Genomic DNA, 24,439 nt, shown 5'->3' with positions numbered 1-24,439 from the left:
CCTTATCCCTTCATCACGGGCCGTCCCTACCTTGCGGCCATGTTCTTCACCTACCTGAGGCGCGAACTGCGCCGCCGCAGAAAGGCGGCCCTCGTCGTCGCCTCCGGCCTGGCGCTGGGCATCGCCCTGGTCATCGTCGTCGACTCCGTCTCCGCAGGCATGAGCCGGGCCCAGGACAGGGTCCTGCAGTCCCTGTACGGCCTGGGCACGGACATGACGGTCACCAAGGCCGCCGAGCCCTCCTCCGGCGCCACCGCCGAGCGCCCCCGCTTCCGCTTCGACGCCCAGGAGGACGGCTCCGAGGAGGAGCAGAGCACCGACCGCGTCATGGTGCAGGGCTTCCAGACGCTGGCGGACTCGACCGTCGGCAAGGTCGCCGGCCAGAGCGGTGTCGCCGACGCCGTGGGCGGACTGAGCCTCCAAGTCGTCAAGGTCAGCGGCGAGTTCTCCCGCGGCCGGTTCCAGCAGGAGGGCGGCTCCGGCGGCCAGGGCGAGGGCGAGGGCCAAGGGCAGGGCGGCGGTCCGGACGGCGGGCAGTCCCCTCAGGGCCGCGTCCAGGGCGGCGGCGCCGACTTCGACGTCAACAGCTACTCCGTCTACGGCACCGACGTCACCGAGCCCGCCCTCGGCCCGCTGACCTCCTCCACCATCACCAGCGGCCGCACCTTCGAGAAGTCGGAGACCGACGCCGCGGTCGCCGTCGCCGACTCCGCCTACGCCAAGGAGAAGAAGCTCAAGGCCGGCAGCAAGGTCACCGTGAAGGGCACGGAGTTCGAGGTCGTCGGCATCGCCACCGCCGACAGCGGCGACGCCGCCGCCAACCTCTACGTGCCGCTGAAGCGGGCGCAGACCCTCGGCGACGCGAAGGACAAGGTGACCACGGTCTACGTCCGGGCGACGGACTCGCAGAAGATCGACGGCGTCAAGTCCGCCATCCGGAAGAGCATCCCGGACACCACGGTCACCACCTCCGCCGACCTCGCCGACACCGTCTCCGGCTCCCTGTCCACGGCCTCCTCCCTCGCCGCCGGCGTCGGCAAGTGGCTGTCGATCGTGGTGCTGGCCGCCGCCTTCCTGGTCGCCGGGCTGCTCACCTCCTCGGCGGTCTCCCGCCGGGTCCGCGAGTTCGGCACGCTCAAGGCGCTGGGCTGGCGCTCGGGCCGGGTCACCCGGCAGGTGGTCGGCGAGGCCGTCGTCAACGGCCTGGTCGGCGGCGTCCTCGGCATCGCCCTCGGTCTGGCGGGCGCGTACGCCGTGACGGCCGCCGGGCCCACGCTCCAGGCCCAGCTCGGCGGCGGCACGGGCGGGGGCGGGGGCGCGGGCGGTCCCGGCGGCTTCGGCGGGGGCGGCATGGGCGGTCCCGGCCGGCAGACCGCCGCGAAGACCCTCGACATCGCGCTCACCGCGCCCGTCAGCGTCACCACCATCGCCCTCGCGGTCGCCCTCGCCGTGGCCGGCGGGCTGGTCGCGGGCGGCTTCGGCGGCTGGCGCGCCGCACGGCTGCGCCCGGCCGACGCACTGCGCCGCGTCGCGTAGCTCCACCTTCCCCGTACTCCAGGAGTCCCACCGTGTACGAACTCACCGGCGTCACCAAGCGCTACACCCGCGGCAAGGACGCCGTGACCGCCCTCGACGGCGTCGACCTGACCATCGCCGACGGCGACCGCCTGGTCATCCAGGGGCCCACCGGCGGCGGCAAGTCCACCCTGCTCCAGATGCTGGGCGCCCTGGACCGGCCCGGCTCCGGCTCGGTCGTCCTGGACGGCACCGACCTGGCCACGCTGCCCGAGGCCCGGCTGACCCGGGTGCGCAGCGAGAGCATCGGCTTCGTCTTCCAGTCCTTCAACCTGATCCCGACCCTCACCGCGCAGGAGAACGTCGAGACCGCGCTGGTCCCGCTCGGCGTCCGGGCGGGCGCCCGGCGCGAGCAGGCGGCCGAGGCCCTGGCCTCCGTCGGCCTCGGCGAACGCCTCGCCCACCTCCCCGGCGAGATGTCCGGCGGCCAGCAGCAGCGCGTCGCCACCGCCCGCGCACTGGTCAAGCGCCCCAAGGTGCTGCTCGCCGACGAGCCCACCGGCAACCTCGACGAGTCGACCCGCGACGAGATCATGGACGTACTCGACCGCATGTGGAAGGAGCTGGGCCTGACCTTCGTGATGGTCACCCACGACTCGGCGATCGCACGGAAGGCCCCACGGGTGGCGACGATCCGGAAGGGCCGGATCACCGTGCGGGAGAACGCCTCGGCCTGACGGGGGCCCGGCGGGGCGCCGACGGGCGCGGCAGGCCGCGGGCGGCGGTCACGTCCGCAGCGACGCCGCCGCGTCCGTCCCCCAGCTCGCCAGCAGCCGCAGCGCCTCCGCCGACGGCGAGCCCGGCTCGGCGTGGTACGTGACGAAGGCCTGCTCGTCCTCGTCGACCAGCCGGAAGGTCTCGAAGGACAGGGTGAGGTCGCCGACCAGGGGGTGCCGCATCCGCTTGACGCCGTAGCTCTTCTCCTTGACGTCGTGCGTGGCCCACAGCCGCCGGAACTCCTCGCTCTTCACGGACAGCTCGCCGACCAGCGCGGACAGCCGCGGGTCGTCCGGGTGCCGGCCCGCGTCCATGCGCAGGAAGCTGACCATGTCGTACGCCTTCTGGTCCCAGTCCACGAACAGCTCGCGGTACTCCGGGTTCAGGAAGACCAGCCGCGCCCAGTTCCGCTCGTGCGCCGGGAGCCGGCCCCAGTCGCCGAAGAGGGCGGCCGCCATCCGGTTCCAGGCGAGGATCTCGGAGCGGCGGCCCGAGACGTACGCCGGCACCGCCTCGATCGACTCCAGCAGCTGGAGCAGCGCCACCCGCACGGGAGGCTGCTGGCTCCTCCCCGCCGACGTCCGCCTGCGCTGCTGCTTCGGCTTCGCCAGGTGCGTCAGGTGGGCCTGCTCCGCGTCGGTCAGCCGGAGCGCCCGGGCGATCGCGTCCAGGACCTCCGCCGACACGTTCTGCCCGTTGCCCTGTTCGAGCCGGGTGTAGTACGCCACCGACACCCCGGCCAGCTGCGCCAGCTCCTCCCGCCGCAGGCCGGGCACCCGGCGGTGGCGTCCGAACGACTCCAGCCCCACGTCCTCCGGCTTCAGCCGGGCCCGCCGGGTGCGCAGGAACTCGCTCAGTTCGGCCCGCCGGTCAAGCTGTCCATCCATGGTGTCCAGTATTGCCCGACGTATTCCCGGTCGTACGTCCAGGAGCCTGTCCCCGTCGGTGGTACGCACGCGGGACGTACGCAAAGCCGTGGTCTGGGTGACTCCGCGCGCCGCAGGCAGGGTGGAGGCATCACCCCACGAAGACGAGAGAATCCCGGAGAACCCGGCATGACCACTGTCGCCGCGTACGCAGCACCCGCCGCCAAGGCTCCGCTGGAGCGCACCACCATCGAGCGGCGCGAGGTGCGGGAACACGACGTCCTGATCGACATCAAGTTCGCCGGCATCTGTCACTCCGACATCCACCAGGTCCAGGAGGGCTGGGGCGAGGCCATCTTCCCGATGGTCCCCGGCCACGAGATCGCGGGCGTCGTCTCCGAGGTCGGCCCCGGCGTCACCAAGTTCGCCGTCGGCGACCGGGTGGGCGTCGGCTGCATGGTCGACTCCTGCCGCGAGTGCGAGAACTGCAAGGCCGGCCGCGAGCAGTACTGCACGGGCGGCAACGTGATGACGTACAACGGCATCGGCAAGGACGGCGAGCCGACCTACGGGGGCTACTCGGAGAAGGTCGTCGTCGACGAGAACTTCGTCCTCGGCATCCCCGAGGGCATCTCCCTGGACGAGGCCGCGCCCCTGCTGTGCGCCGGCATCACCACGTACTCGCCGCTCAGGCGCTGGAACGCGGGCCCCGGCAAGAAGGTCGCCGTCGTCGGTCTGGGCGGCCTCGGCCACATGGCCGTCAAGCTCGCGCACGCCCTGGGCGCCGAGGTGACCGTGCTGTCCCAGTCGCTGCGCAAGAAGGACGACGGCCTGAAGCTGGGCGCCGACCACTACTACGCCACCAGCGACCCGGCCACCTTCGAGGAGCTGGCGGGCAGCTTCGACCTGATCGTCTCCACGGTCTCCGCCCCGCTCGACCTCGGCGCCTACCTGGGGCTGCTGAAGACCGAGGGCACGCTGGCCAACGTCGGCGCGCCCGAGGAGCCGGTCTCCCTCAACCTGTTCGCGCTGCTCGGCGGCGGCAAGTCCCTCTCCGGGTCCATGATCGGCGGCATCGCCGAGACCCAGGAGATGCTCGACTTCTGCGCGGAGCACGGCATCGGCGCGGAGATCGAGCTGATCGCCGCGTCCGAGGTCAACGAGGCGTACGAGCGGGTGCAGGCGAGCGACGTGCGCTACCGGTTCGTGATCGACACGGCGACGATCTGAGCCGTCCCACGACAGACGTGACAGGGCCGGGGAAGTTTTCTTCCCCGGCCCTGTCACATCCCCGTCCCGCCCCGGGTCATACCGCCACGACACCCAAGGCAGAACCCAAGGCGGACCCGGGAGCAGAAATGACGAACCCCTCCACCCCCTCGAACCCCTCCACCCCCATCCTCGTCACCGGCGGCACCGGCACCCTCGGCGGGCACGTCGTCCCCCTGCTGACGGCGGCCGGCCACCGGGTGCGGATCCTCAGCCGGTGGCCCCGCGCCGCCGCGGACGACGGCACCGAGTACGTCACCGGGGACCTCCTCACCGGTGCGGGCGTGGCCGACGCGGTGGCCGGCGTGCACACCGTCCTGCACCTGGCGGGCGGCCCGAAGCGGGACGACGAGGCGACCCGCACCCTGGTGCGCGCCGCCGCGCGGGCCGGCGTACGGCACCTCGTGTACGTCTCGGTCGTGGGCGCGGACACCGTGCCGCTGGCCTGGCTGCGGACCAAGCTGGAATCGGAGCGGGCGATCACCGAATCGGGCATCGGCTGGACGGTGCTGCGGGCGGCCCAGTTCCACGAGCTGACCCTCACGATGGTCGAGAAGATGGCCCGGCTGCCGGTTCTCCCCGTGCCGGGCGGGCTGCGCCTGCAGCCGGTCGCCGCCCGCGAGGTCGCCGCCCGCCTGGCGGACCTGGCGCTCGCCGCGCCGTCCGGCCGGGTGCCGGACATCACCGGACCCGAGGTCCACGGCCTGGCCGCGCTGGTGGAGGCCCACCGCGACGTCCACGGCCGCCGGCGGCGCCCGAAGCTGCCGGTGCGCATGCCCGGCAGGGCGGGCCGCGCCTACCGCTCCGGCGCCAACCTCACGGTGTCGGGGGCGCTGGTCGCCAAGACGACCTGGGCGGAGTTCCTCGCGGAGTCCGTCGCGCGGGGCGCGGGTCGCTGACCGTCCGGCGTACCCCGCCGCGGCGCCGGTCGGTGGCGCCGGTCAGCGGCGCCGCAGGGACGGGTCGAGGAGCGCGGGCGTGGCGTCCGACTTCTCGTGCGGCGCCAGGTCGGTGCCGGGGGCGACCACCGCGTCGACCGCGTCGAGGACGTCGCCGGAGAGCACGGTGTCGGCGGCGGCGAGCTGGGCGTGCAGGTGGTCCAGGGTGCGGGGGCCGACGAGCGCGGCGGAGACGGCCGGGTGGGCGGTCACGAAGCCGAGCGCGAGCTGGATCAGGGTGAGGCCCGCCTCGTCGGCGATCGCGGCCAGCTTCTCGACGGCGTCGAGCCTGGCCCGGCCCGCGGGCAGCGCGGTGTCGAACCGCTCCGGCAGGATCGCCGAGCGGTGGGTGGCGATCTCGCGTCCCGCGCGGACCGCGCCGGACAGCCACCCCGAGGCCAGCGGGCTCCACACCAGTACGCCGAGCCCGTACCGCTCGGTCACGGGCAGCACGTGGCTCTCGGCCCCGCGCTGGAGGAGGGAGTAGCTGGGCTGTTCGGTGGTGTAGCGGCCCAGGTGGTGTTCGCGGGCGGCCCACTGGGCCTCCACGATGCGGTACGCGGGGAAGGTCGAGGAGCCGAAGTAGCGGATCTTCCCGGCGCGCTGGAGGTCGGTGAGGGCGGACAGCGTCTCCTCGTCGCCGGTGGCCGGGTCCCAGCGGTGGATCTGGTAGAGGTCGACGTGGTCTACGCCGAGCCGGCGCAGGCTGTTGTCCAGCTCGGTGACCAGCCAGCGGCGCGAGGCGCCCTTGTGGTTGGGGTCGTCGCTCATCGGCATGGACGCCTTCGTGGCCAGCACGATGTCGTCGCGGCGGCCGGCGATGGCCTTGCCGACCATCTCCTCCGACTCGCCGCCGCTGTACCGGTCGGCGGTGTCGATGACGTTGATCCCGCCCTCCAGGGCGGCGTCGACGATGGCGGTGGCCTCCTCCTGGGTGGTGCGTCCGAGGCTGCCGAAGTTCATGGCGCCGAGCGCGAGGGAACTGACCTGTACGCCGGTGCGGCCCAGGGTGCGGTACTGCATGACGAATTCCTCCGGACGGGGGGATCGGGGCATGGCTTGGTGGCGGGTCCGCCGCTCTGGCATCATGGAGAGCCAAGTGGAACCCTGTCCCGTTTAAGATACGGAACGGTGTCCCGTTTAGCAACGCCGCTCGGCGTCGGTGGAGGGAACGGCACGGTGAAGGACGGCCAGGAGGCCACGAGGGACGGCTCGGGCGCCGCGGGGAACGCGGCCCGCCCCAAGCGTGCGGACGCGCGGCGCAACGAGCGGACGCTGCTCGACGCGGCCGCCGCGGTGTTCGTCCGGGCGGGCGTGGAGGCCCCCGTCCGCGACATCGCGGCCGAGGCCGGCGTCGGAACGGCCACGATCTACCGCCACTTCCCGACCCGCGCCGACCTGATCATCGGCGTCTACCGCCACCAGGTGGAGGCCTGCGCCGAGGCGGGCCCCGAACTGCTGGCGAGCGCCCCGACCCCGTACGAGGCGCTCGCGCGCTGGATCGACCTCTTCGTCGACTTCCTGGTCACCAAGCACGGCCTGGCGGGCGTCCTCCAGCCCGACAACACCGGCTTCGAGACCCTGCACGCCTACTTCCTCGACCGCCTGGTCCCGGTCTGCACCGACCTCCTCACCGCCGCGACCACCGCCGGCGAGATCCACACCGACGTCCCCGCCATCGCCCTCATGCGCGGCGTCGGCAACCTCTGCATCGGCGCGGAGAAAGACCCGGGGTACGACGCGCGACGGATGGTGGGGCTGTTGGTGGGGGGGTTGCGGGGGCGGGGATGAGGCGGGGGCTCAGCCTGCGTGCCGCTCCGGCTCGCTTGACCGAGCCGCGTTGCTCGAACGCGCGCTCAGCGGTTATCGCGCCGTCCCTCCTGCGCCGCCCGGTTCGGTCAGCAGCAGGTCACGGTGGAGCAGCGCGAGATCGAGCAGCCCCGCGGCCGGGGAGGAGAGACGGCCCTGGGGTAGGGCACCGACGCTCGCGGCATAGAGCGTCAGGCCCGTGATCGTGCCGTTCGTGCGCGCCCCGCACACCACGATCCCCTCCTCGTTCCGCTCGACGGCCTCGGCGAAGATCGTGTCGAACCATCCTCGCGGGAAGCGGCCCGTAGGTGCCCTCTCCCTTGGCGGCCTGCCCGGCCTCCCGGCAGGGAAGAGAGAACGTGGCCCGGGCCGTACTGCCCTCCGTCAGCGTGCCGACGGAGGGCAGTACGACGCGTGCGGCCAGCGACAGCGGATCCTCCGCCAGAAGCCGGCGCATGACGACGTTGACCCAGTACAAGGCCCATGCGCATAATCCGCCGGCCGGCAGAGACGGCTGGGAATCAATGAGAGGCAGCATGTGCGGACATTGCGGTCGCGACGAGACCACTACTGCGATCGCGCGCAATGCCGCGGCACCGGCCGATGTATTGATAAGGCTGCTGTGTGAGGAAGCCAAAGGGGCCTGGGAGACGTTCGCTTGGCGTGCTCTGCCGGACGAGGTGGTCGATGCCATCGTTGTGCACCCCGACCGCAGGCTGCGGGGCACGTTCGCTGAGAACTTCTCCGTGCCGGCGGAGCAGCGTGCCCGACTCGTGGACGATCCCGATCCGAGTGTCCGCCATGCTCTGGCCATCGGACCCGCACCGTTCCGCATCCCCGTGCCACCACTGCCTCTCGCGACTCAGCAACGCCTGCTTGCCGACCCGAAGCCGTCGATCCGCCAGAGCGCGGCCGATAGCCACCACACGGCTCCAAGCCTGGTCGCCGGTCTTGCCGACAACCCCGACGCGGGCCTTCGCCGGGCAGCCTGCCAACAGTGGGGATTGCTGTCCGAGGACACCCGAAACCGATTGCTCTGTGACGATGACGGCGACGTACGTCGAGCAGCCATGATGAAGGCCTGTCTGGACGACTCCAGGTACACGGACCTTCTTCTCGAAGCGGAAGTCGGCGGCCTTGCCCGGTATGACGTGATCAGGCACGGCGCCATGAGCCTGGCAACCGCCCGACGTCTCGCGGCGAGCACCGAGGAGAGAGACCGGCAGGAGCTGGCGGCCAACCTCAACGTCCCCATTGACATCGTCAGGACGTTGTCGGAGGACGACGCGCACAGCGTACGACTGGAGGTCTCGGTACGGCCCGAACTGACCGAGCGTGAACGTTCCGCTATTGACGTCACCATCGGACCGTCCGACCGGCTCGCCCCCGTCGCGTGGGTTCGACTCTGCACCGATCCCGACGTCTTGCGCGAGTGCGCCACCTCGGCCAACACCCTGCTGCGGCGCAGCGCCGCCTACAGCCGGAACCTGCCCGCCGACGCCATCGCCCTGCTCTCGAATGACGACGACCACGCCGTGCGCCTCCTGCTGTGTGAGAACCAACCGTCCGTCGACGGCGAGGTTGTGCTGCGGACATATCTCGAGTGCCAGGTCATCACCAAGGGGGGACTGCGGGGCCACCCGAATTTCCCGGGCAAGGGCAACGCACAACGCTTCGCCGACGACCCGGATCCGGAGAAGCGACGGCTGGCGGGACTCGACTCCGCAGCAACCGTCGACGTTCTGGTCCGCCTGCTTGCCGACCCCGATGGCCTTGTACGGGCGATGGCAGCCGGGCACCCGGCGCTGCCGGTCGACCTCATCCTCCAAACCTGCGCGGATCCGGAACTCACTGCCCATGCCCTCGGCAACCCGAGCCTTCCGGCGCAAGTCATGCACCAATATCTGGACGCCGCGGGCATCCCTCGTTGACGCGGCCGGCCGGGTTGGCCCGGCAGCGCGAGTGTTGGCGCGGGCCGGTTGGTCAGTGCTGAGCGACGCTGTCGTTGCTCAGCGCAGGGCGGCGGGTCCAAAGGGACAGGTCACTGCTCGTCGCGACGGCGATTGTCTCCCCCGAGGGGGAGAAGCCGAAGGCTCGCAGTTCGGAGTAGTCGGAGTGGAAAATGTGCCACCACCGCTCTCCGTGCGGGCCGGAGTGGGGAAGTCCGCCGTCGGCGGAGAGCAGTACGCGGTCGTTGGGCCATGCCGGGGCGACGGCCTCCAGGGTCCAGCCGTCTTCGGTCGTCGTGTGGAGCCCACCGCCGAAGAGTCCTGCGATGTGTACGCGGCTGTCGGCTATCGGTCCCAGCCCTGGGCAGGTCAGCTCGGCTGCCTCGTCGGGGGTGTCATGCTCGGGGTCGCGGTCCCTGGCGATCTTCTCGCCGGTGACAGCGTAGAAGAGACCGTGCCCGTCCCGTGAGACGACCATGACCAGGTCATGGCCACTCTCGGGATGCGACGCGAAGCCGATGCCGAGCAGCCCGCCGACGGGGACTCCGTACGGGTACTCGAAGACGGGCCGCCACGGCGCGGGCGCGGGAACGACAGGGGCGGCGAGCAGGCGGTCCCGCAGCGCCAGCTGGTAGGCGGAGAGCCCCGGTGCACTGGCTGACTGCTCCACTGGACTCGCCTCCTTGATCTGCTTCCGGGTTCATGATCTCGCTCCCGCAGGTTGCGGAATCGCCGGGTGCCCTCAGGCGTTGCACCGTAAGGGCAAGGTTGGCCGGCCCGTGTGCCGGGTGGCCCGTGTGATCGACTTGAACTGGTATTGGAGGGCCACCATGGCTGCGCAGACACAGAGGGCCGTGCTCGCGGGCGGATGCTTCTGGGGGATGGAGGAGCTGATCCGGCGGCTGCCCGGCGTCACCGCGACCCGGGTCGGCTACACCGGGGGAGACGTGGAGAACGCGACGTACCGCAACCACGGCACCCACGCCGAGGCCATCGAGATCCTCTACGACCCGGAGCAGACCGACTACCGCGCGCTGCTGGAGTTCTTCTTCCAGATCCACGACCCGAGCACCAAGAACCGCCAGGGCAACGACATCGGGCTCAGCTACCGCTCGGCGATCTACTACGTCGACGACGAGCAGAAGCGGATCGCCGAGGACACCATCGCGGACGTGGACGCCTCCGGTCTGTGGCCCGGCAAGGTCGTCACCGAGGTGGAGCCGGTCGGGCCCTTCTGGGAGGCCGAGCCGGAGCACCAGGACTACCTCCAGCGGTACCCGGAGGGGTACACCTGCCACTTCCCGCGGCCGGGCTGGAAGCTGCCCGTCCGGGCGGACGGCTGACCCGGGGCGCGGCAGAGTGTGCGTCCGGCCCCTGACCACGTCAGGGGCCGGACGCGTGCGTCACCGGCGTCACTGGGGCAGGGTCGCCGGGCTGCCGCCGTTCGCCTCGTAGCCCGCCACCGCGAGCGCCCGGTACACCGCGAACTCCGCCGCCGGGTCGGCGGACAGGGTCCAGGGCAGTGCGCCGACGTGGCCGTCGATCACTATCAGCTGGTTCATGGCCTCGGCCCAGCGCTCGCCGCGGACCAGGAAGAAGACCAGCAGGTGACGGACGTGCGCCTGCATCGGGTCGTCCGGGCGGGCCGAGTGCACCGCGTGCAGGGCGCCGTGGACGGCCTTGGTGACGACCTCGCTCTGGTGGAAGCCGCTGACCAGATTGACCTCGGGCAGGTGCTCGAAGACGGCGAAGAGCGGCATCGCCGCGAGGAGGGAACCGCGCGGGGCGCGGGCCGCGGCCGCCTCCGCGAAGGAGTACGCCAGGTCGCGCGAGCCGTGCCACTTCTCGCACCAGTAGTGCAGGGCGGCCAGGTGCGCCCCCATGTGGTTCGGCGCGCGGTCGAGGATCTTCAGCCAGAGCTGCTCGAACTCCTCGCGCGGGTAGCCGAGGCCGCGCGCCACCGACAGCTCGACGATGTACGGGATGGGGTCGCCCGGGGCCAGCAGCGCCGCCTGCGAGCAGGCCGCCTTCGCCTCCTCCATGATGATCCGGAAGTCGTCCGTGCCGGGCGTCGCCGTCCGCCAGGCCTGCTGCACCAGGAACTCCGCGTGCACCGCCGCCCCGCCCGCGTCCTTGGGCGCCTCGGCCCGCCACACCCGCAGCCACTGGCCGCCCGGCGTCTCCCCGACACCGCCGGGCCGCTGCCGCAGCTCCAGGGACGCGGCACCGGCGAAGGCCTGCACCCGCTGCCAGCGCCGCTCGCTCTGCGTCTCCGTGCCCGCGAGGAGCTGCTGCGCCCCCCGGTAATCCTGCGTCCGCTGCACCAGGTCCAGGACGTCCAGCAGGTCCTGGTCGGGTCCTGGCATGCGGATGTCCAGCTCCTCCTCCAGGGCGAAGCCGTAGTTCGCGGGGTCCGCCGCGTCCGGGTGGCCGGGCGGGACCAGGCCGACCGCGCCCCGTCGGCGCCGCAGAACGGGGAGCAGCACCACGCACAACATGGCCAGTGCCATCAGGACCCAGAGAATCTCCATGTCTCAAGCGAACCAGACGCCGCCGACAATTGGCCAACCTGTCCCCCGCCCTGTGGAAAACACGCGGAGCCCGTCGCGCCGCTACCCTCGGTGCCCATGAGCGACAGGCACATCAGTCAGCACTTCGAGACGCTCGCGATTCACGCGGGCAACACCGCCGATCCCCTGACCGGCGCGGTCGTCCCGCCGATCTATCAGGTGTCGACCTACAAGCAGGACGGCGTCGGCGGGCTGCGCGGCGGCTACGAGTACAGCCGCAGCGCCAACCCCACCCGCACCGCCCTGGAGGAGAACCTCGCGGCGCTGGAGGGCGGCCGCCGCGGGCTCGCGTTCGCGTCCGGACTGGCGGCCGAGGACTGCCTGTTGCGTACGCTGCTGCGCCCCGGCGACCACGTGGTCATCCCCAACGACGCGTACGGCGGCACGTTCCGGCTCTTCGCCAAGGTCGCCACCCGGTGGGGCGTCGAGTGGTCGGTGGCCGACACCGGCGACGCCGCCGCGGTGCGGGCCGCGATCACCCCGAAGACCAAGGCCGTCTGGGTGGAGACCCCCTCCAACCCGCTGCTCGGCATCACCGACATCGCCGCCGTCGCCCAGGTCGCCCGCGACGCCGGCGCCCGGCTCGTCGTCGACAACACCTTCGCCACGCCGTACCTCCAGCAGCCGCTGGCGCTCGGCGCGGACGTCGTCGTCCACTCGCTGACCAAGTACATGGGCGGCCACTCGGACGTCGTCGGCGGCGCGCTGGTCGTCGACGACCAGGAACTCGGCGAGGAACTGGCGTTCCACCAGAACGCGATGGGCGCGGTCGCCGGGCCCTTCGACTCCTGGCTGGTGCTGCGCGGCACCAAGACCCTCGCCGTGCGCATGGACCGGCACAGCGAGAACGCCGTCAAGATCGCCGACATGCTCTCCCGGCACGCGCGCGTGACGAGCGTCCTGTACCCGGGCCTGCCCGAACACCCGGGGCACGAGGTCGCCGCCAAGCAGATGAAGGCGTTCGGCGGCATGGTGTCGTTCCGCGTCGAGGGCGGCGAGGAGGCGGCCGTCGCGGTCTGCGACCGGGCGAAGGTCTTCACGCTCGGCGAGTCCCTGGGCGGCGTCGAGTCGCTGATCGAGCACCCCGGCCGCATGACGCACGCCTCCGCGGCCGGCTCGGCCCTGGAGGTGCCCGCCGACCTCGTACGGCTGTCGGTCGGCATCGAGAACGTCGACGACCTGCTGGCCGACCTCCAGCAGGCCCTCGGCTAGCTCCGGGCGCTCACCAGCCCTCCCAGCCGGTCACGGGTGGGGTCGTCTCCGACGGCGGCTCCACCCACGGCTCGACCGTCAGCGCCCACACCGTGAACGCCACGACCGCGGCGCACAGCAGCAGCCACACCGCACGACGGGCGGCGGCCCTGCGCCGCAGCAGGCGCCCGCCCCGGCGCACGGCGTCCGCGTACACCTCCGGCGGTACGCGCGGCGGCGACTGCTCCACGATCCGGCGGACGGCCGCCTCGCGCCCCGCGCGGTTCACCGCCGCCTCCCGGCGCGCCACGCGCGCGTGGCTCCGGCCGCCCCGCGCGTCACGGCGTCGCCGCCCCGGCCCTCGGCGCCACCGGACGGGCCTGCGCGGCGGGCGGACGCAGCAGGGTGGCCGTCGCCCGGTCGCAGATCGTGCGCACCCGCTCCACGGGCAGGCCGAGCAGCGCGGCCGCCTGCTCCTCGGCGACGCCCTCGTAGAGCCGCAGGACCAGGATCAGGCGTTCGCGCGGGGTGAGCGCGGCCAGCGGGCCCGCGGCGGGCCGCCGGTGCCGCAGCGGACCGCCGTACCGGTGCCAGGCACCACGTGCGAACCGGGCCGCCAGGAGCTGCCGGGCCCGGTCGTACGGATCCTCGCCGTGCAGCCGGTCCCAGCACGCGTACGTGTGCGCGAGGGACAGGGACAGCAGCCGCCGCGCGCGCGGGTTGGCGTCCGGCGACTCGGCGGTGAGCAGGGTGGCGGCATGCAGCAGCCGGCCCGCCGCACCCGCGACGAACGCCTCGAACTCCCGGGCCCGACGGGCACCGAGGGACGCATGCCGTGCTCGCACCGCGCCTCCCGACCGGACGGCGACGACCTCTGAGGTCTCATATCAGGCCAGGCGTGCCCCGTCGGTCAAGAGTTCGGTCCGAACCGCACGGTAAAGCCGCGGAAACCGCCTCAGGAGGCCGGCGGCGCCTCGCCGCCGGCCCCGCCCGAAGGGGCCATTCGGGCGGACAGGGCGCCGTTGAAGCGCGTGAGGAGCGTGCAGAACGCCTCGCGCTCCTCCGGCGCCCAGTCGTGCGTCAGCTCGGCCATGAGCTGACGCCGGGAGGAGCGGACCTCCTCCAGCCGCGACTCGCCGCGCGGGGACAGCTGGAGCACCACCGCGCGTCCGTCCTCCGGGTGCGACGTCCGCTTGACGAGGCCGGTGTCGACCAGCGGGGCCACCTGCCGGGTGACCGTGGAGGAGTCGATCCCCATGCTCGCGGCCAGCGCCTTCACGCCCATCGGGCCTTCTTTGTCGAGGCGGTTGAGCAGCAGGTACGCGGCGCGGTCCATGGAGTTGCGGACCTGCCCGACCCCGCCGAGCCGGGTCTGTTCGGCACGCCGGGCGAAGAGCGCGACCTCGTGCTGGAGCGTCTCGAGAAGACCGGGGTCACCGGCGGTCGTCATGTCCATCGACATTTCAGGTGTTGTGGGCATGGCCGGGGGCTCACTTCTTGGAGGGCTGGCTGATTGGGGGACAGGGTACGCGGCCGGGCGGCGGGGCGTACCGGCGCTGCGCAAAGCGGGTCTCGGAGGTTGGTCACAACCGCCCCGGACCCCCGTGAACTGCGATGCTGGAGGCATGAGCTACAGCACGGCCGCCCTCGTCGGACCCGTCACCCTCGACGACGTGCGCGGAGCGCAGAAGATGCTCTCGGGCGTCGCCCGGGTGACGGCGATGGAGGGCAGCAGGCACCTGTCCCAGCTGGTCGGCTCGCCGGTCCACCTCAAGTGCGAGAACCTCCAGCGGACGGGATCCTTCAAGCTGCGCGGCGCCTACGTCCGGATCGCCGGGCTGCTGCCCGAGCAGCGCGCCGCCGGAGTGGTCGCGGCCAGCGCCGGCAACCACGCGCAGGGCGTGGCCCTGGCGTCGTCGCTGCTCGGGGTGCGTTCGACGGTGTTCATGCCGAAGGGCGCCCCGCTCCCCAAGATCAGCGCGACCCGGGACTACGGCGCCGAGGTGCGCCTGCACGGCCAGGTCGTCGACGAGACGCTGGCCGCGGCGCAGGAGTACGCGGAGCGGACCGGCGCCGTGTTCATCCACCCCTTCGACCACCCGGACGTCATCGCGGGGCAGGGGACGGTGGGGCTGGAGGTGCTGGAGCAGTGCCCCGAGGTGCGGACCGTCGTGGTCGGCATCGGCGGGGGAGGGCTGGTGGCCGGGATCGCGGTCGCCGTCAAGGCGGTGCGGCCGGACGTGCGGATCGTGGGCGTGCAGGCGGAGGGGGCGGCCGCGTACCCGCCCTCGCTGGCCGCGGGTCGCCCGGTGGCGGTCGAACATCCGGTGACGATGGCCGACGGCATCAAGGTGGGGCGGCCCGGCGACGTGCCGTTCGGCATCGTGGGCGAGCTGGTGGACGAGGTCCGCACCGTCTCCGAGGACGAGCTGTCCACCGCCCTGCTGCTCTGCCTGGAGCGGGCCAAGCTGGTCGTGGAGCCGGCCGGGGCGAGTCCGGTGGCGGCGCTGCTGAGCGACCCCGGGGCGTTCGAGGGCCCGGTCGTCGCCGTGCTGTCCGGGGGGAACGTGGACCCGGTGCTGATGCAGGGCGTGCTGCGGCACGGCATGGCCGCACAGGGCCGCTACCTGGCGGTCCGGCTGCGGCTGACGGACCGTCCCGGCGCCCTGGCCACGCTTCTCGGGGTGTTGTCAGTGGTCGACGCTAACGTCCTCGATGTGAGTCACGTACGGACCGATCCACGGCTCGGGCTCACGGAGGCGGAGGTCGAGCTGCACCTGGAGACCAAGGGCCCGGAGCACTGCGCCGAGGTCGGCCGGGCGCTGCGGGAGGCCGGCTACCCCGTCATCGGCTGAGGCCGTACCGGGTCCGGAATCCGGGCGACGGTCGCCCCGGAGCCGGGAATCCGGAGGGGCCGGCCATCGCTTGTCACTCGTTCGAGTAAGTTCATTGTAAGACGCGATACATCGCGTTACGGTGTGTCGTAATTCGCTCGCCGACCGCGGTGAAATCCAAGAACCCAGCTTCCGAAGCACCCCCGACGACGTGGAGACTCATATGCCGGGCGCCATCTATGCCGAAGGTCTGGTCAAGACCTTCGGCGACGTAAGGGCTCTGGACGGCGTCGACCTGGACGTTCCCGAGGGCACGGTCCTCGGCCTGCTCGGGCCGAACGGCGCGGGCAAGACCACCGCCGTCCGCTGCCTCACCACGCTGCTGCGTCCCGACAGCGGCAAGGCCGTCGTCGCGGGCATCGACGTGCTCAAGCAGCCCAACGACGTCCGGCGATCCATCGGCCTCTCCGGCCAGTTCGCCGCCGTCGACGAGTACCTGACCGGCCGGGAGAACCTCCAGATGGTCGGCCAGCTCTATCAGATGCGGTCGAAGGCCGCGAAGGCCCGGGCCGTCGAGCTGCTGGAGCAGTTCCACCTCACGGACGCCGCGGACCGGCCCACGAAGACCTACTCCGGAGGCATGCGCCGCCGGCTCGACCTGGCGGCCGCCCTCGTGGTCTCCCCGCCCGTCATGTTCATGGACGAGCCGACGACCGGCCTCGACCCGCGCAACCGCCAGGAGCTGTGGGAGGTCATCAAGCAGCTGGTCTCCGGCGGTACGACCCTGCTGCTGACCACGCAGTACCTGGAGGAGGCCGACCACCTCGCGCACGACATCGCGGTCGTCGACCACGGCCGCGTCATCGCCCGCGGCACCTCCGACCAGCTCAAGGCCCGCACCGGCGGCGAGCGCGTCGAGGTCGTCGTGCACGAGCGGGACCACATGGGGACCGCCGCCGAGGTCCTCGCCGGCTTCGGCAAGGGCTCGACCACCGTCGAGGAGCACACCCGCAAGCTCACCGTCCCCGTCACCGGTGGCGCCAAGCTGCTCGCCGAGGTGATCCGCGAGCTGGACGTCCGCGGCATCGAGATCGACGACATCGGTCTGCGGCGCCCCACCCTGGACGACGTCTTCCTCTCCCTGACCGGCCACGTGGCCGAGACCGCCACCGAGGGCGACGAGCAGGACCAGACGGCCGACGCCGGCCGCACGGACAAGAAGGAGGCCGCCAAGTGAGCGCCGCCACCGAAGCCACGCCGGCCGGGACAAGCACCAACCCCGTGGGGGCGTCCATCAGGGACTCCCTGGTCATCGCCCGCAGAAACCTGATCCGGATGACCCGGATCCCGGAGATGGTCCTGTTCGGGGTCATCCAGCCGGTGATGTTCGTGGTCCTGTTCACGTACGTCTTCGGCGGCTCGCTCCAGATCGGGAACACCACCGACGCCGGCGTCTACAAGGACTTCCTGATGGCCGGCATCTTCGCGCAGACCGTCACCTTCGCCACGGCCGGCTCCGCCGCGGGCATCGCCGACGACATGCAGAAGGGCCTCGTCGACCGCTTCCGCTCCCTGCCGATGGCCCGGGGCGCGGTGCTCACCGGCCGGACCGTCGCCGACCTCGTGCAGACGGCGATCACCCTGCTCGTCCTCGCGATCGTCGCCCTGATCGTGGGCTGGCGGACCGGCTCCGCCGAGCCGACCAACGCCGGGCAGATCCTCGGCGGCTTCGGCCTGCTGCTCCTGCTGGGATACGCCTTCACCTGGATCGGGGCACTCATCGGGCTCTCCGTGCGCACCCCGGAGGCGGCGACCTCGGGAGGGATCATCTGGCTGTTCCCGGTGACCTTCGTGTCGAACGCCTTCGTGGACTCCAGCCAGATGACCCCCTGGCTCCGGCACATCGCCGAGTGGAACCCGTTCAGCGCGACCGTGCAGGCCTGCCGCGAGCTGTTCGGCAACCCGGGCGTCGTGCAGTCGGACGCCTGGCCCATGCAGCACCCGGTGTGGGCGTCGGTGATGTGGTCCGTCCTGATCATCGTGGTCTTCCGGACCCTGGCGGTGCGCAAGTTCCGCTCGGCCGCCAGCTGACGAAGAGCCCCCGGCGTCACCGCGACGCCGGGGGCTCCTGCCGCAAGGCTCGTACGACTCCTACGACGGACGAGGGGATCAGCCCTCGTAGGGCTCCGCCTTGAGGATCTTCACGGAGGCAGGCTTGCCGTTGGGCAGCTCGTACTGCGCGTCGTCGCCGACCTTGTGGCCGATGACGCCCGAGCCCAGCGGGGACTGCGGCGAGTAGGTCTCGATGTCCGAGCTCGCGTACTCGCGGGAGGCCAGCAGGAAGGTCAGCGTGTCGTCCTCGTCGCCGTCGAAGGCGATCGTGACGACCATGCCGGGGGCCACCGCGCCGTTCGCGGCCGGGGCCTCGCCCACCTTGGCGCTTTCGAGCAGCTGGGTCAGCTGGCGCACGCGGAGCTCCTGCTTGCCCTGCTCCTCCTTGGCCGCGTGGTACCCGCCGTTCTCCCGCAGGTCGCCCTCCTCACGGGCCGCGGCGATCTTGGAAGAGATCTCGGTGCGCGCAGGACCAGTAAGGTATTCAAGCTCCTCCTTGAGCTTGTTGTACGCCTCCTGGGTCAGCCAGGTGACGTTCTCGCTGGTCTGGGTCACGGGTGCTCCTCGTTGGTACTGGGAATACAAATGAACGCCCTACCCAGAAGGATGTTCCTTCACGGAAGGGCGAAACCACGAGCCTAACAATTCAGGGGCCAAAGGGGGAGGACATAAGCCGCCAGTTTCCTGTCACCGCAGGTGGGAGCCCATGTATTCGCGCCCACGGACCTCGCCCGGACGTTACTCGGGGTGGCAGCCCAGCAGCTCCGCCGTCGTGCCCGCGGCCTTCGTACGCAGCGTGACGACCTTGTCGATGCGGGTGGCGTCCCCGGTGAAGCGGAAGTCGGCGCGGCCGACCTCGTCGCCGTCCTCCGCCTGGGAGCGGACCGTGCAGTAGCCGGTGACACCGGCGTCCTTGCGGACCTCCAGGTGCACCTGCACCGAGTCCTCGGCGAGCTGGAAGCCGATCAGCTCGCCACTGATCTTGTTCTGACCGACGTAGTGGTAGCCGAACCAGCCGATCACGGCGAGCAGGACGGCACCGAGCACGGCGCCGACGACCTTGAGCGTACGGTCGGCGCTTTCGTCCGAGGAGCGGCCGTAGCGGCCCTCGGGCCGGCGCGTGGTGGCCGTGCTCATGATCGTCCTCTCGGCAGGAGCCGGTCTTGCCGGGCCCCGGAATTATTCGGCTCCCGATTCGGTCACTATAGAAGCCGCCGACAGCGCCGAAACACACGGGGCGCCGACTAACCGAGGATCGAGTCTTGACTGACCAGCTGCGACTGATGGCCGTGCACGCCCACCCCGACGACGAGTCGAGCAAGGGCGCGGCCACCATGGCGAAGTACGTGTCCGAGGGGGTGGACGTGCTGGTGGTGACCTGCACGGGCGGGGAACGCGGCTCCATCCTCAACCCCAAGCTCCAGGGCGACCCGTACATCGAGGAGAACATCCACGAGGTGCGCCGCAAGGAGATGGACGAGGCCAGGGAGATCCTGGGCGTCAAGCAGGAATGGCTCGGCTTCGTCGACTCCGGCCTGCCCGAGGGCGACCCGCTGCCGCCGCTGCCGGAGGGCTGCTTCGCCCTGGAGGACGTCGACAAGGCGGCCGGCGAGCTGGTGCGGAAGATCCGTTCCTTCCGCCCGCAGGTGATCACCACCTACGACGAGAACGGCGGCTACCCCCACCCCGACCACATCATGACCCACAAGATCACGATGGTGGCCTTCGAGGGCGCGGCGGACACCGAGAAGTACCCGGAGGCCGAGTACGGCCCCGCGTACCAGCCGGTGAAGGTGTACTACAACCAGGGCTTCAACCGCCCCCGCACCGAGGCGCTGCACCACGCCCTGCTGGACCGCGGACTGGAGTCGCCCTACGCGGACTGGCTCAAGCGCTGGTCGGAGTTCGAGCGCAAGGAGCGCACGCTCACCACGCACGTGCCCTGCGCCGACTTCTTCGAGATCCGCGACAAGGCGCTGATCGCCCACGCCACGCAGATCGACCCCGACGGGGGCTGGTTCCGGGTCCCGATGGAGATCCAGAAGGAGGTCTGGCCCACCGAGGAGTACGAGCTGGCGAAGTCCCTCGTGGACACCTCCATCCCCGAGGACGACCTCTTCACCGGCGTCCGGGACAATGCCTGACATGAGTGCAAGCGCAAGCCTGGCAATGACGCACCTCGTCACCCTCGCCGAACTCGACGAGGACAAGGTCACCCCCGGTGTCCTCGGCTTCATCGTTTTCGCGGTGATGGCCCTGGCGGTGTGGGCCCTGATGAAGTCCATGACCCGCCACATGGGCAAGGTCGACTTCAAGGAGGCCCCCGACCCCGAGACCCGGGCCGCCGGCGGCGAGCAGGCGAAGCCCGGCCAGGGCTAGCGGCGGCCGGGGGCGGCGCCCCCGGTCACGAGCGCGCCGTCACCGCCACCCCCATGACCTCGCGGGCGTGGCGGTTCGGGACCATGCCCAGACGCCAGGCCTGCCAGCCGGACTCCAGCTGGACGCCGCGTTCCAGCAGTAGCTGGTAGGCGTCGACGTACTCGTCGAGCTTCCCGTCCCGCGCCGGGTGACCGGCCCGGGCCAGCTGGGCCAGCTCCTCCTGCGCCACCGCCGTACCGACCTCCACGCCGCCCGGAGCCGCGTACGGCAGCAGCGTGCAGCGCAGGAAGCGGGCCCAGTCCTCGCCCCGCCGGTCGCCGTACGCGGCGAACAGGGCCGCGGCCTCGTCGCACAGGCCCAGCGCCTGGGGCGTACGGGCGTTGCCCGCGTCCACCACCGCCAGCTCCAGGCAGGTCCACGCCTCGCCGTGCCCGACGCCGATGCGCTGGAAGTCGGCGCGCGCGTCCACCAGGAGCTGCCGGGCGAAGCCGGAGTTGCGCAGCGAGCCGGTCTGGGCGGCCCGCTGGTCACGGGTCACCCGCGCCGAATGGTGCCGCGCGCAGGCCAGGCCGTACACGTCCCGCATCCGGGAGAACATCGTGCGGGAGCGCTCCAGCTCGCGCACCGACTGGTCCAGGTCGCCGGTCTCCTCCAGCGCCTGGCCCACGTAGTAGACGGTCCACGCCTCGCCGCGGGCGTCCTCGTTCTCCCGGTGCCGGGCCGCCGCGCGCCGCAGCTCGTCCACCGCCTCGGCGGCCTCGCCGTCCACCAGCCGGGCCCGCGCCAGCTGGGTCAGCGCCCAGGCCTCGCCGCGGGCGTCCCGGGTCCTGCCGTACAGCTCCAGGGCCGCCCGCAGGTCCGACTCCGCGTGCGGCACGTCGCCCATGCGCAGGTGAAGCTGGCCGAGCTGGAAGTGGGCCCACGCCTGGCCGTGCAGCGACTCGCCGGCGCGGTGCAGCACCAGGGACTCGGTGAGCAGGTCCAGGGCCTCGGCCAGCCGGGCCCGGTCGCGCTGCACCGCCGCCAGCGCGTGCAGCGTCCACGCCCGGTCCGTGTCCAGCTCGGGCGGGGCCTGGAGGTCGAGAGCCTCCCGCAGCTTCGCGGCCGCGTCGGTCAGGTTGCCCTGGTGGTGCAGCGTGATGCCCAGCGAGCACAGGGCACGCGCGGCGCCCGCGTCGTGGTGGGCCTCCCGGTACAGGTCGACCACGGAGGTCAGGGTGGTGCGGGCCTTGTCCAGTTCGCCGAGCTGCCGGGCCGCGATGCCGGTGCGCCACTGCACCGAACGCACCAGCAGCCCCTGGTCCACGGACTGCGCCAGCTCGCTGATCTCACCCAGCCGGTAGAGGTCGCCGCGCAGCAGGCAGTAGTCGCACAGCGCGCCCAGCAGGTTCAGGACCGCGCCCTGGTCGACGCCCTCCGCGTGCCTGAGCGCCGCCGTGATGAAGCTGGACTCGTCGTCGAGCCAGCGCAGCGCCTCGTCCAGGGACGTGAAGCCGTACTGCCCGAACTGGTTGGAGCGGGTGGACATGTTGCCGTCGACCAGGCGTAGCACCGAGTCGGCCAGCTCGCCGTAGTTGGCGATCAGCCGCTCCTGCGCCGCCGTGCGCTCGCCGGGCTCCTCCTCGTCGGCGAGCCGGGCGCGGGCGAAGGCGCGGACGACGTCGTGCAGCCGGTAGCGGCTGCCCCGGACGTGGTCGAGCAGACCGGCCCGGGACAGCGCCGTCAGCTGCTTGGTCGCCTCGGTCTCGTCGGTGGCCAGCAGCGCGGCGGCGGCCGCCGCGCCCAGCGAGGTGCGCCCCGCCAGCGCCAGCCGGCGCAGCAGCCGCCGGGCGGGCTCCGGCTGGTCGGTGTAGCGCAGCCACAGGGCGCGCTCGGCCGGGTCCACGGGACCGTACGCGCCCAGGTCGGCCGCCAGGGCGCGCGGTGAGCGCGGGCCGAGCGACGAACCGGCCACGCGCAGCGCCAGCGGCAGGCCGCCGCACAGCTGCCGGATGCGGTCGCCGGACTCGGCGTCGTACGGGTTCGAGGCGTCCTGGGCGACGGCGCCGAGCAACTCCTCGGCGCCCGCCGCGTCCAGCGCCTTCACGGGGAGCGTGTACACGTGGGCGGGCAGGTCGGCCGGCAGCTCCAGCGCCTCCCGCGCGGTGACCAGCACCAGGCTGTCGGAGCGCTCCGGCACCAGGGTGCGCACCTGCTCGGGGTCGGCGGCGTCGTCCAGGACCACGGTGACCGGTACGCCCGTCAGGTGCTGGTGGTACAGCTCGCTCAGCCGCTTGACCTGCTGGTCCGCCGACGACCTTTCCCGGAAGAGCAGTTGCTCGCGCGGCGCTCCGAGCCGGTTGAGCAGGTGCAGCAGGGCGTCCCGGGTGCTCAGCGGCGCCTCGCCGCCCGCCGCGGTGCCGTCGCCGCGCAGGTCGACCAGGCAGGCTCCGCGGAAGTAGTCCCGCAGGTCGTGGACGGCGCGCACCGCGAGGGTCGTGCGGCCGCTGCCGGGCGCGCCGTGCAGCACCACCACCGTCGGCTTGGTCTCCGTGCTCGCCCGCGCCGCCTGCACCCACTGCCGCAGCTGCGCCATCTCCCGGCGGCGGCCGGCGAACGCCCGGTCCGCTTCGGGAAGTTGATTGAAGGACTGCTCCAGCGCGCTGCGTCCGCGGGCCGCCGCGCTCTTGTCGGCGCCGCGGAGCTTCGGCCCCTTCTTGGCCGGACCGGTGGACGCGGCGAGCATCCGCTGCTGGTCCAGGAAGGGCCGGATACCGCGTACCTCCAGCGCGGTGAGCCACTGGAGCCGCAGCTGCTCGGGCCCGCCGGGCTGGCTGACGGCGCCGGCGCGGTGGTGGGCGGCCGGCAGATGGGAGCCGACCACCTTCACCACGGTCGCCGCGGCGCCGACGACCCCTACGGCCACCCCCGCGCCCACCGCGGTACCCGTGCCGGTGCCGAGCGCGACGTCGGCCACCACCGCGGCGACCGCCGCGACGGCGGCGACCAGCAGGGGAGTGCCGGCGCCCTCACGGGCGTACCGCTGCCGGAACGTGAGCTGCCCGGCCGCCGCCTCGTCGAGGGCGCGGGTGTAGGCGTCGTACTCCTCGGCGGCGGTGCCCGCCATCGTGTCCAGTGCCGCGCGGGCCCGGGAGAGCAGCACGTTCCCGTCCGTGCGTCCGCCGGAGCGCCGCACCTCCTCCTCCACGGCCCGCCGCAGCAGTGCCTCGGCCTCTGCACGATGACTGTCCCGCATGTCGCGCCCCCTCCGGCGGCATCAGCGTCCTCCCGTGTGCCCCGGCGGCCCCGGGAACCCCAGGGGCCTCCCGGACCCATCCCCGGGTCCTTCCCCGGTTGGGCGTGGGTCAAGTGTCCTGCGGGGGGCGGATCGTGGGGAGGGGGCGGTACGGCCGGGAGGGTGCCGCCGCCCGGTACGGGCGGCGGCAGGCCGGGCAGGGGTCAGTTCCCGGTCACGTTGTAGAGGAACAGCCGCTCGCCGTACTCGTGGTGGAGCCAGATCCGGCGGTTCTCCTCGGAGGTGCGCAGGCGGAGGTTGTCGAACTCGAACTCCTGGCCCGTGCCCGACCGGACGCTGATCTTGGCGCGCTCCAGGCACCAGTACTGGACGCCGCCCGAGCCGGCGAAGCGGATGTACGCGGGTGCCAGGTCGAGGTCCTCGGTGTCCAGCTGCGGCTTGCGCGGGTCGTTGTACTCCGCGTTGCGGACGGTGACGTCGGTGAAGCCCGCCTCGCCGCCGTCGTTCGCGGAGCCGCCCTCCTCGCCGAGGATGAAGCAGGTCTTGGCGCCGACGGCGTAGTCGTCGCCGCTGCCGGAGTCGAGGCAGAACTCGCGCCCGGCGATGCCGAGATAGATCCAGCTGCTGGTCTCCGCGCCGCCGACGTCGGCGGTCTCGATGCGGGCGCGGATCTGGGTGATGTCGCTCATGTGGACTGCTCTTCCTGTTCGGGGACGGGGTGCCGCCCCGGTGGGTGAGGACGGGGTGTGTCCTCGCGGACGCCCGGTTGTGGAGGGCGCTCCTTACGGTCGGTATCGCCGCAATCGCGATGAGCAATCGGACGGGTGCGGGGGGTGATGGTGTGCGGTGCCGGTGAGGTCGTACGACCGTCGTGCGCGTGCCGAGCCGTACGCGGGCGCGCGAGCGGTGTTCTCGCGGCGGGTCCCTGAACGCGCGGTCGGCGCGCTTCCCCGTTCGGGTGAGCGGGCCCGGGGGGCCGCTTCACGGCCGCCCGG

At 72.2% G+C, this 24,439-nt stretch carries 24 protein-coding genes; 13 read left to right on the top strand and 11 right to left on the bottom strand.

Annotated features, from left to right (window positions below; all coding sequences use genetic code 11):
* Nucleotides 1-39 precede the first annotated feature (39 nt).
* Nucleotides 40-1,536, top strand: a complete 1,497-nt coding sequence (locus IE108_RS05115; protein WP_064729536.1) for an ABC transporter permease — start codon at nt 40-42, stop codon at nt 1,534-1,536.
* 32 nt (nt 1,537-1,568) lie between these two features.
* Entirely contained in the window at nt 1,569-2,252 is a 684-nt protein-coding gene (locus IE108_RS05110; protein ID WP_064729537.1) for an ABC transporter ATP-binding protein, read from the top strand.
* Between the two features lie 48 nt (nt 2,253-2,300).
* On the opposite strand, the gene IE108_RS05105 is transcribed toward IE108_RS05110, so the two are convergent.
* Complete coding sequence (locus IE108_RS05105) at nt 2,301-3,179, bottom strand: helix-turn-helix domain-containing protein (protein ID WP_064729538.1); 879 nt, start codon at nt 3,177-3,179, stop codon at nt 2,301-2,303.
* Between the two features lie 168 nt (nt 3,180-3,347).
* Here IE108_RS05105 and IE108_RS05100 point away from each other — a divergent pair, with 168 nt between their 5' ends.
* Together IE108_RS05100 and IE108_RS05095 are read left to right on the top strand one after the other, a co-directional pair.
* Nucleotides 3,348-4,388 (top strand): NAD(P)-dependent alcohol dehydrogenase, encoded by a 1,041-nt coding sequence (locus IE108_RS05100; protein WP_064729539.1) that lies wholly within the window; start codon nt 3,348-3,350, stop codon nt 4,386-4,388.
* A gap of 128 nt (nt 4,389-4,516) precedes the next feature.
* Entirely contained in the window at nt 4,517-5,326 is an 810-nt protein-coding gene (locus IE108_RS05095; RefSeq protein WP_064729540.1) for an SDR family oxidoreductase, read from the top strand.
* Nucleotides 5,327-5,368: 42 nt separating this feature from the next.
* Here the strand turns inward: IE108_RS05095 and IE108_RS05090 are convergent, their stop codons facing one another.
* On the bottom strand, nt 5,369-6,388 hold the full coding sequence (locus IE108_RS05090) for an aldo/keto reductase (protein ID WP_064729541.1): 1,020 nt from the start codon (nt 6,386-6,388) through the stop codon (nt 5,369-5,371).
* Nucleotides 6,389-6,544: 156 nt separating this feature from the next.
* On the opposite strand from IE108_RS05090, the gene IE108_RS05085 reads away from it, so the two are divergent.
* Nucleotides 6,545-7,156: a TetR/AcrR family transcriptional regulator gene (locus tag IE108_RS05085; protein ID WP_064729542.1), complete on the top strand. Its 612-nt coding sequence runs from the start codon at nt 6,545-6,547 to the stop codon at nt 7,154-7,156.
* A 473-nt stretch (nt 7,157-7,629) separates the two neighbouring features.
* Nucleotides 7,630-9,105 (top strand): HEAT repeat domain-containing protein, encoded by a 1,476-nt coding sequence (locus IE108_RS05080; RefSeq protein ID WP_229851609.1) that lies wholly within the window; start codon nt 7,630-7,632, stop codon nt 9,103-9,105.
* A gap of 52 nt (nt 9,106-9,157) precedes the next feature.
* On the opposite strand, the gene IE108_RS05075 is transcribed toward IE108_RS05080, so the two are convergent.
* On the bottom strand, nt 9,158-9,793 hold the full coding sequence (locus IE108_RS05075; RefSeq protein WP_064729545.1) for a hypothetical protein: 636 nt from the start codon (nt 9,791-9,793) through the stop codon (nt 9,158-9,160).
* A gap of 160 nt (nt 9,794-9,953) precedes the next feature.
* Here IE108_RS05075 and msrA point away from each other — a divergent pair, with 160 nt between their 5' ends.
* Nucleotides 9,954-10,466, top strand: coding sequence for a peptide-methionine (S)-S-oxide reductase MsrA (gene msrA / locus IE108_RS05070; RefSeq protein ID WP_064729546.1), 513 nt, complete (start codon nt 9,954-9,956; stop codon nt 10,464-10,466).
* Nucleotides 10,467-10,535: 69 nt separating this feature from the next.
* Here the strand turns inward: msrA and IE108_RS05065 are convergent, their stop codons facing one another.
* Entirely contained in the window at nt 10,536-11,654 is a 1,119-nt protein-coding gene (locus IE108_RS05065; RefSeq protein ID WP_064729547.1) for a hypothetical protein, read from the bottom strand.
* Nucleotides 11,655-11,750: 96 nt separating this feature from the next.
* Between IE108_RS05065 and IE108_RS05060 the strand changes: the two genes are divergently transcribed.
* The gene (locus IE108_RS05060) at nt 11,751-12,905 is read left to right on the top strand and encodes a cystathionine gamma-synthase (protein ID WP_064729548.1); all 1,155 of its coding nucleotides are present in this window, start codon (nt 11,751-11,753) and stop codon (nt 12,903-12,905) included.
* Nucleotides 12,906-12,915: 10 nt separating this feature from the next.
* Here IE108_RS05060 and IE108_RS34745 read toward each other — a convergent pair whose 3' ends face one another.
* The 3 genes from IE108_RS34745 to IE108_RS05050 form a co-directional block, all read right to left on the bottom strand.
* A complete protein-coding gene (locus IE108_RS34745; protein WP_064731943.1) occupies nt 12,916-13,173 on the bottom strand; it encodes a hypothetical protein in 258 nt (85 codons plus the stop codon).
* Between the two features lie 49 nt (nt 13,174-13,222).
* Nucleotides 13,223-13,729, bottom strand: a complete 507-nt coding sequence (locus tag IE108_RS34740; RefSeq protein ID WP_064729549.1) for a sigma factor-like helix-turn-helix DNA-binding protein — start codon at nt 13,727-13,729, stop codon at nt 13,223-13,225.
* Nucleotides 13,730-13,839: 110 nt separating this feature from the next.
* The gene (locus IE108_RS05050; RefSeq protein ID WP_079163647.1) at nt 13,840-14,346 is read right to left on the bottom strand and encodes a MarR family winged helix-turn-helix transcriptional regulator; all 507 of its coding nucleotides are present in this window, start codon (nt 14,344-14,346) and stop codon (nt 13,840-13,842) included.
* Between the two features lie 163 nt (nt 14,347-14,509).
* On the opposite strand from IE108_RS05050, the gene ilvA reads away from it, so the two are divergent.
* The 3 genes from ilvA to IE108_RS05035 all read left to right on the top strand — a co-directional run bounded on the left by ilvA (nt 14,510) and on the right by IE108_RS05035 (nt 17,809).
* Nucleotides 14,510-15,739 carry a threonine ammonia-lyase gene (gene ilvA / locus IE108_RS05045; protein WP_064729551.1) on the top strand — a complete coding sequence of 410 codons (1,230 nt, stop codon included), beginning with the start codon at nt 14,510-14,512 and terminating at the stop codon, nt 15,737-15,739.
* 202 nt (nt 15,740-15,941) lie between these two features.
* On the top strand, nt 15,942-16,955 hold the full coding sequence (locus tag IE108_RS05040) for an ATP-binding cassette domain-containing protein (RefSeq protein WP_064729552.1): 1,014 nt from the start codon (nt 15,942-15,944) through the stop codon (nt 16,953-16,955).
* Nucleotides 16,952-17,809 carry an ABC transporter permease gene (locus IE108_RS05035; protein WP_064729553.1) on the top strand — a complete coding sequence of 286 codons (858 nt, stop codon included), beginning with the start codon at nt 16,952-16,954 and terminating at the stop codon, nt 17,807-17,809. Before IE108_RS05040 ends, IE108_RS05035 begins: the two co-directional genes overlap by 4 nt.
* 78 nt (nt 17,810-17,887) lie before the next feature.
* Here the strand turns inward: IE108_RS05035 and greA are convergent, their stop codons facing one another.
* On the bottom strand, nt 17,888-18,385 hold the full coding sequence (gene greA, locus IE108_RS05030) for a transcription elongation factor GreA (protein ID WP_064729554.1): 498 nt from the start codon (nt 18,383-18,385) through the stop codon (nt 17,888-17,890).
* A 183-nt stretch (nt 18,386-18,568) separates the two neighbouring features.
* Complete coding sequence (locus IE108_RS05025; RefSeq protein WP_064729555.1) at nt 18,569-18,967, bottom strand: DUF4307 domain-containing protein; 399 nt, start codon at nt 18,965-18,967, stop codon at nt 18,569-18,571.
* Between the two features lie 125 nt (nt 18,968-19,092).
* Here IE108_RS05025 and mca point away from each other — a divergent pair, with 125 nt between their 5' ends.
* Together mca and IE108_RS05015 are read left to right on the top strand one after the other, a co-directional pair.
* Nucleotides 19,093-19,974, top strand: coding sequence for a mycothiol conjugate amidase Mca (mca, locus tag IE108_RS05020; RefSeq protein WP_064729556.1), 882 nt, complete (start codon nt 19,093-19,095; stop codon nt 19,972-19,974).
* Nucleotides 19,967-20,209, top strand: coding sequence for a hypothetical protein (locus tag IE108_RS05015; protein ID WP_079163648.1), 243 nt, complete (start codon nt 19,967-19,969; stop codon nt 20,207-20,209). Before mca ends, IE108_RS05015 begins: the two co-directional genes overlap by 8 nt.
* 25 nt (nt 20,210-20,234) lie before the next feature.
* Here the strand turns inward: IE108_RS05015 and IE108_RS05010 are convergent, their stop codons facing one another.
* On the bottom strand, nt 20,235-23,444 hold the full coding sequence (locus IE108_RS05010) for a tetratricopeptide repeat protein (RefSeq protein WP_064729558.1): 3,210 nt from the start codon (nt 23,442-23,444) through the stop codon (nt 20,235-20,237).
* Between the two features lie 203 nt (nt 23,445-23,647).
* Nucleotides 23,648-24,133 carry a hypothetical protein gene (locus tag IE108_RS05005; protein WP_064729559.1) on the bottom strand — a complete coding sequence of 162 codons (486 nt, stop codon included), beginning with the start codon at nt 24,131-24,133 and terminating at the stop codon, nt 23,648-23,650.
* Between the last annotated feature and the right edge of the window lie 306 nt (nt 24,134-24,439).

The organism is Streptomyces parvulus (assembly GCF_014648855.1).
Classification (GTDB): Bacteria; Actinomycetota; Actinomycetes; order Streptomycetales; family Streptomycetaceae; genus Streptomyces; species Streptomyces parvulus.
The sequence above is the reverse complement of the archived record's forward strand: the minus strand, read 5'-3'. Positions and strand labels throughout refer to the sequence as shown.

Excerpts from the sequence above, each read along its gene's own strand:
- IE108_RS05115 (WP_064729536.1), top strand. The coding sequence starts at position 40 with ATGTTCTTCACCTACCTGAGGCGCGAACTGCGCCGCCGCAGAAAGGCG.
- IE108_RS05095 (WP_064729540.1), top strand. The coding sequence starts at position 4,517 with ATGACGAACCCCTCCACCCCCTCGAACCCCTCCACCCCCATCCTCGTC.
- msrA (WP_064729546.1), top strand. The coding sequence starts at position 9,954 with ATGGCTGCGCAGACACAGAGGGCCGTGCTCGCGGGCGGATGCTTCTGG.
- IE108_RS05080 (WP_229851609.1), top strand. The coding sequence starts at position 7,630 with ATGACGACGTTGACCCAGTACAAGGCCCATGCGCATAATCCGCCGGCC.
- IE108_RS05040 (WP_064729552.1), top strand. The coding sequence starts at position 15,942 with ATGCCGGGCGCCATCTATGCCGAAGGTCTGGTCAAGACCTTCGGCGAC.
- IE108_RS05100 (WP_064729539.1), top strand. The coding sequence starts at position 3,348 with ATGACCACTGTCGCCGCGTACGCAGCACCCGCCGCCAAGGCTCCGCTG.
- ilvA (WP_064729551.1), top strand. The coding sequence starts at position 14,510 with ATGAGCTACAGCACGGCCGCCCTCGTCGGACCCGTCACCCTCGACGAC.
- IE108_RS05025 (WP_064729555.1), bottom strand. The coding sequence starts at position 18,967 with ATGAGCACGGCCACCACGCGCCGGCCCGAGGGCCGCTACGGCCGCTCC.
- IE108_RS05090 (WP_064729541.1), bottom strand. The coding sequence starts at position 6,388 with ATGCAGTACCGCACCCTGGGCCGCACCGGCGTACAGGTCAGTTCCCTC.
- IE108_RS05060 (WP_064729548.1), top strand. The coding sequence starts at position 11,751 with ATGAGCGACAGGCACATCAGTCAGCACTTCGAGACGCTCGCGATTCAC.
- IE108_RS05105 (WP_064729538.1), bottom strand. The coding sequence starts at position 3,179 with ATGGATGGACAGCTTGACCGGCGGGCCGAACTGAGCGAGTTCCTGCGC.
- IE108_RS05005 (WP_064729559.1), bottom strand. The coding sequence starts at position 24,133 with ATGAGCGACATCACCCAGATCCGCGCCCGCATCGAGACCGCCGACGTC.
- IE108_RS05010 (WP_064729558.1), bottom strand. The coding sequence starts at position 23,444 with ATGCGGGACAGTCATCGTGCAGAGGCCGAGGCACTGCTGCGGCGGGCC.
- IE108_RS05050 (WP_079163647.1), bottom strand. The coding sequence starts at position 14,346 with ATGTCGATGGACATGACGACCGCCGGTGACCCCGGTCTTCTCGAGACG.
- IE108_RS05015 (WP_079163648.1), top strand. The coding sequence starts at position 19,967 with ATGCCTGACATGAGTGCAAGCGCAAGCCTGGCAATGACGCACCTCGTC.
- IE108_RS05065 (WP_064729547.1), bottom strand. The coding sequence starts at position 11,654 with ATGGAGATTCTCTGGGTCCTGATGGCACTGGCCATGTTGTGCGTGGTG.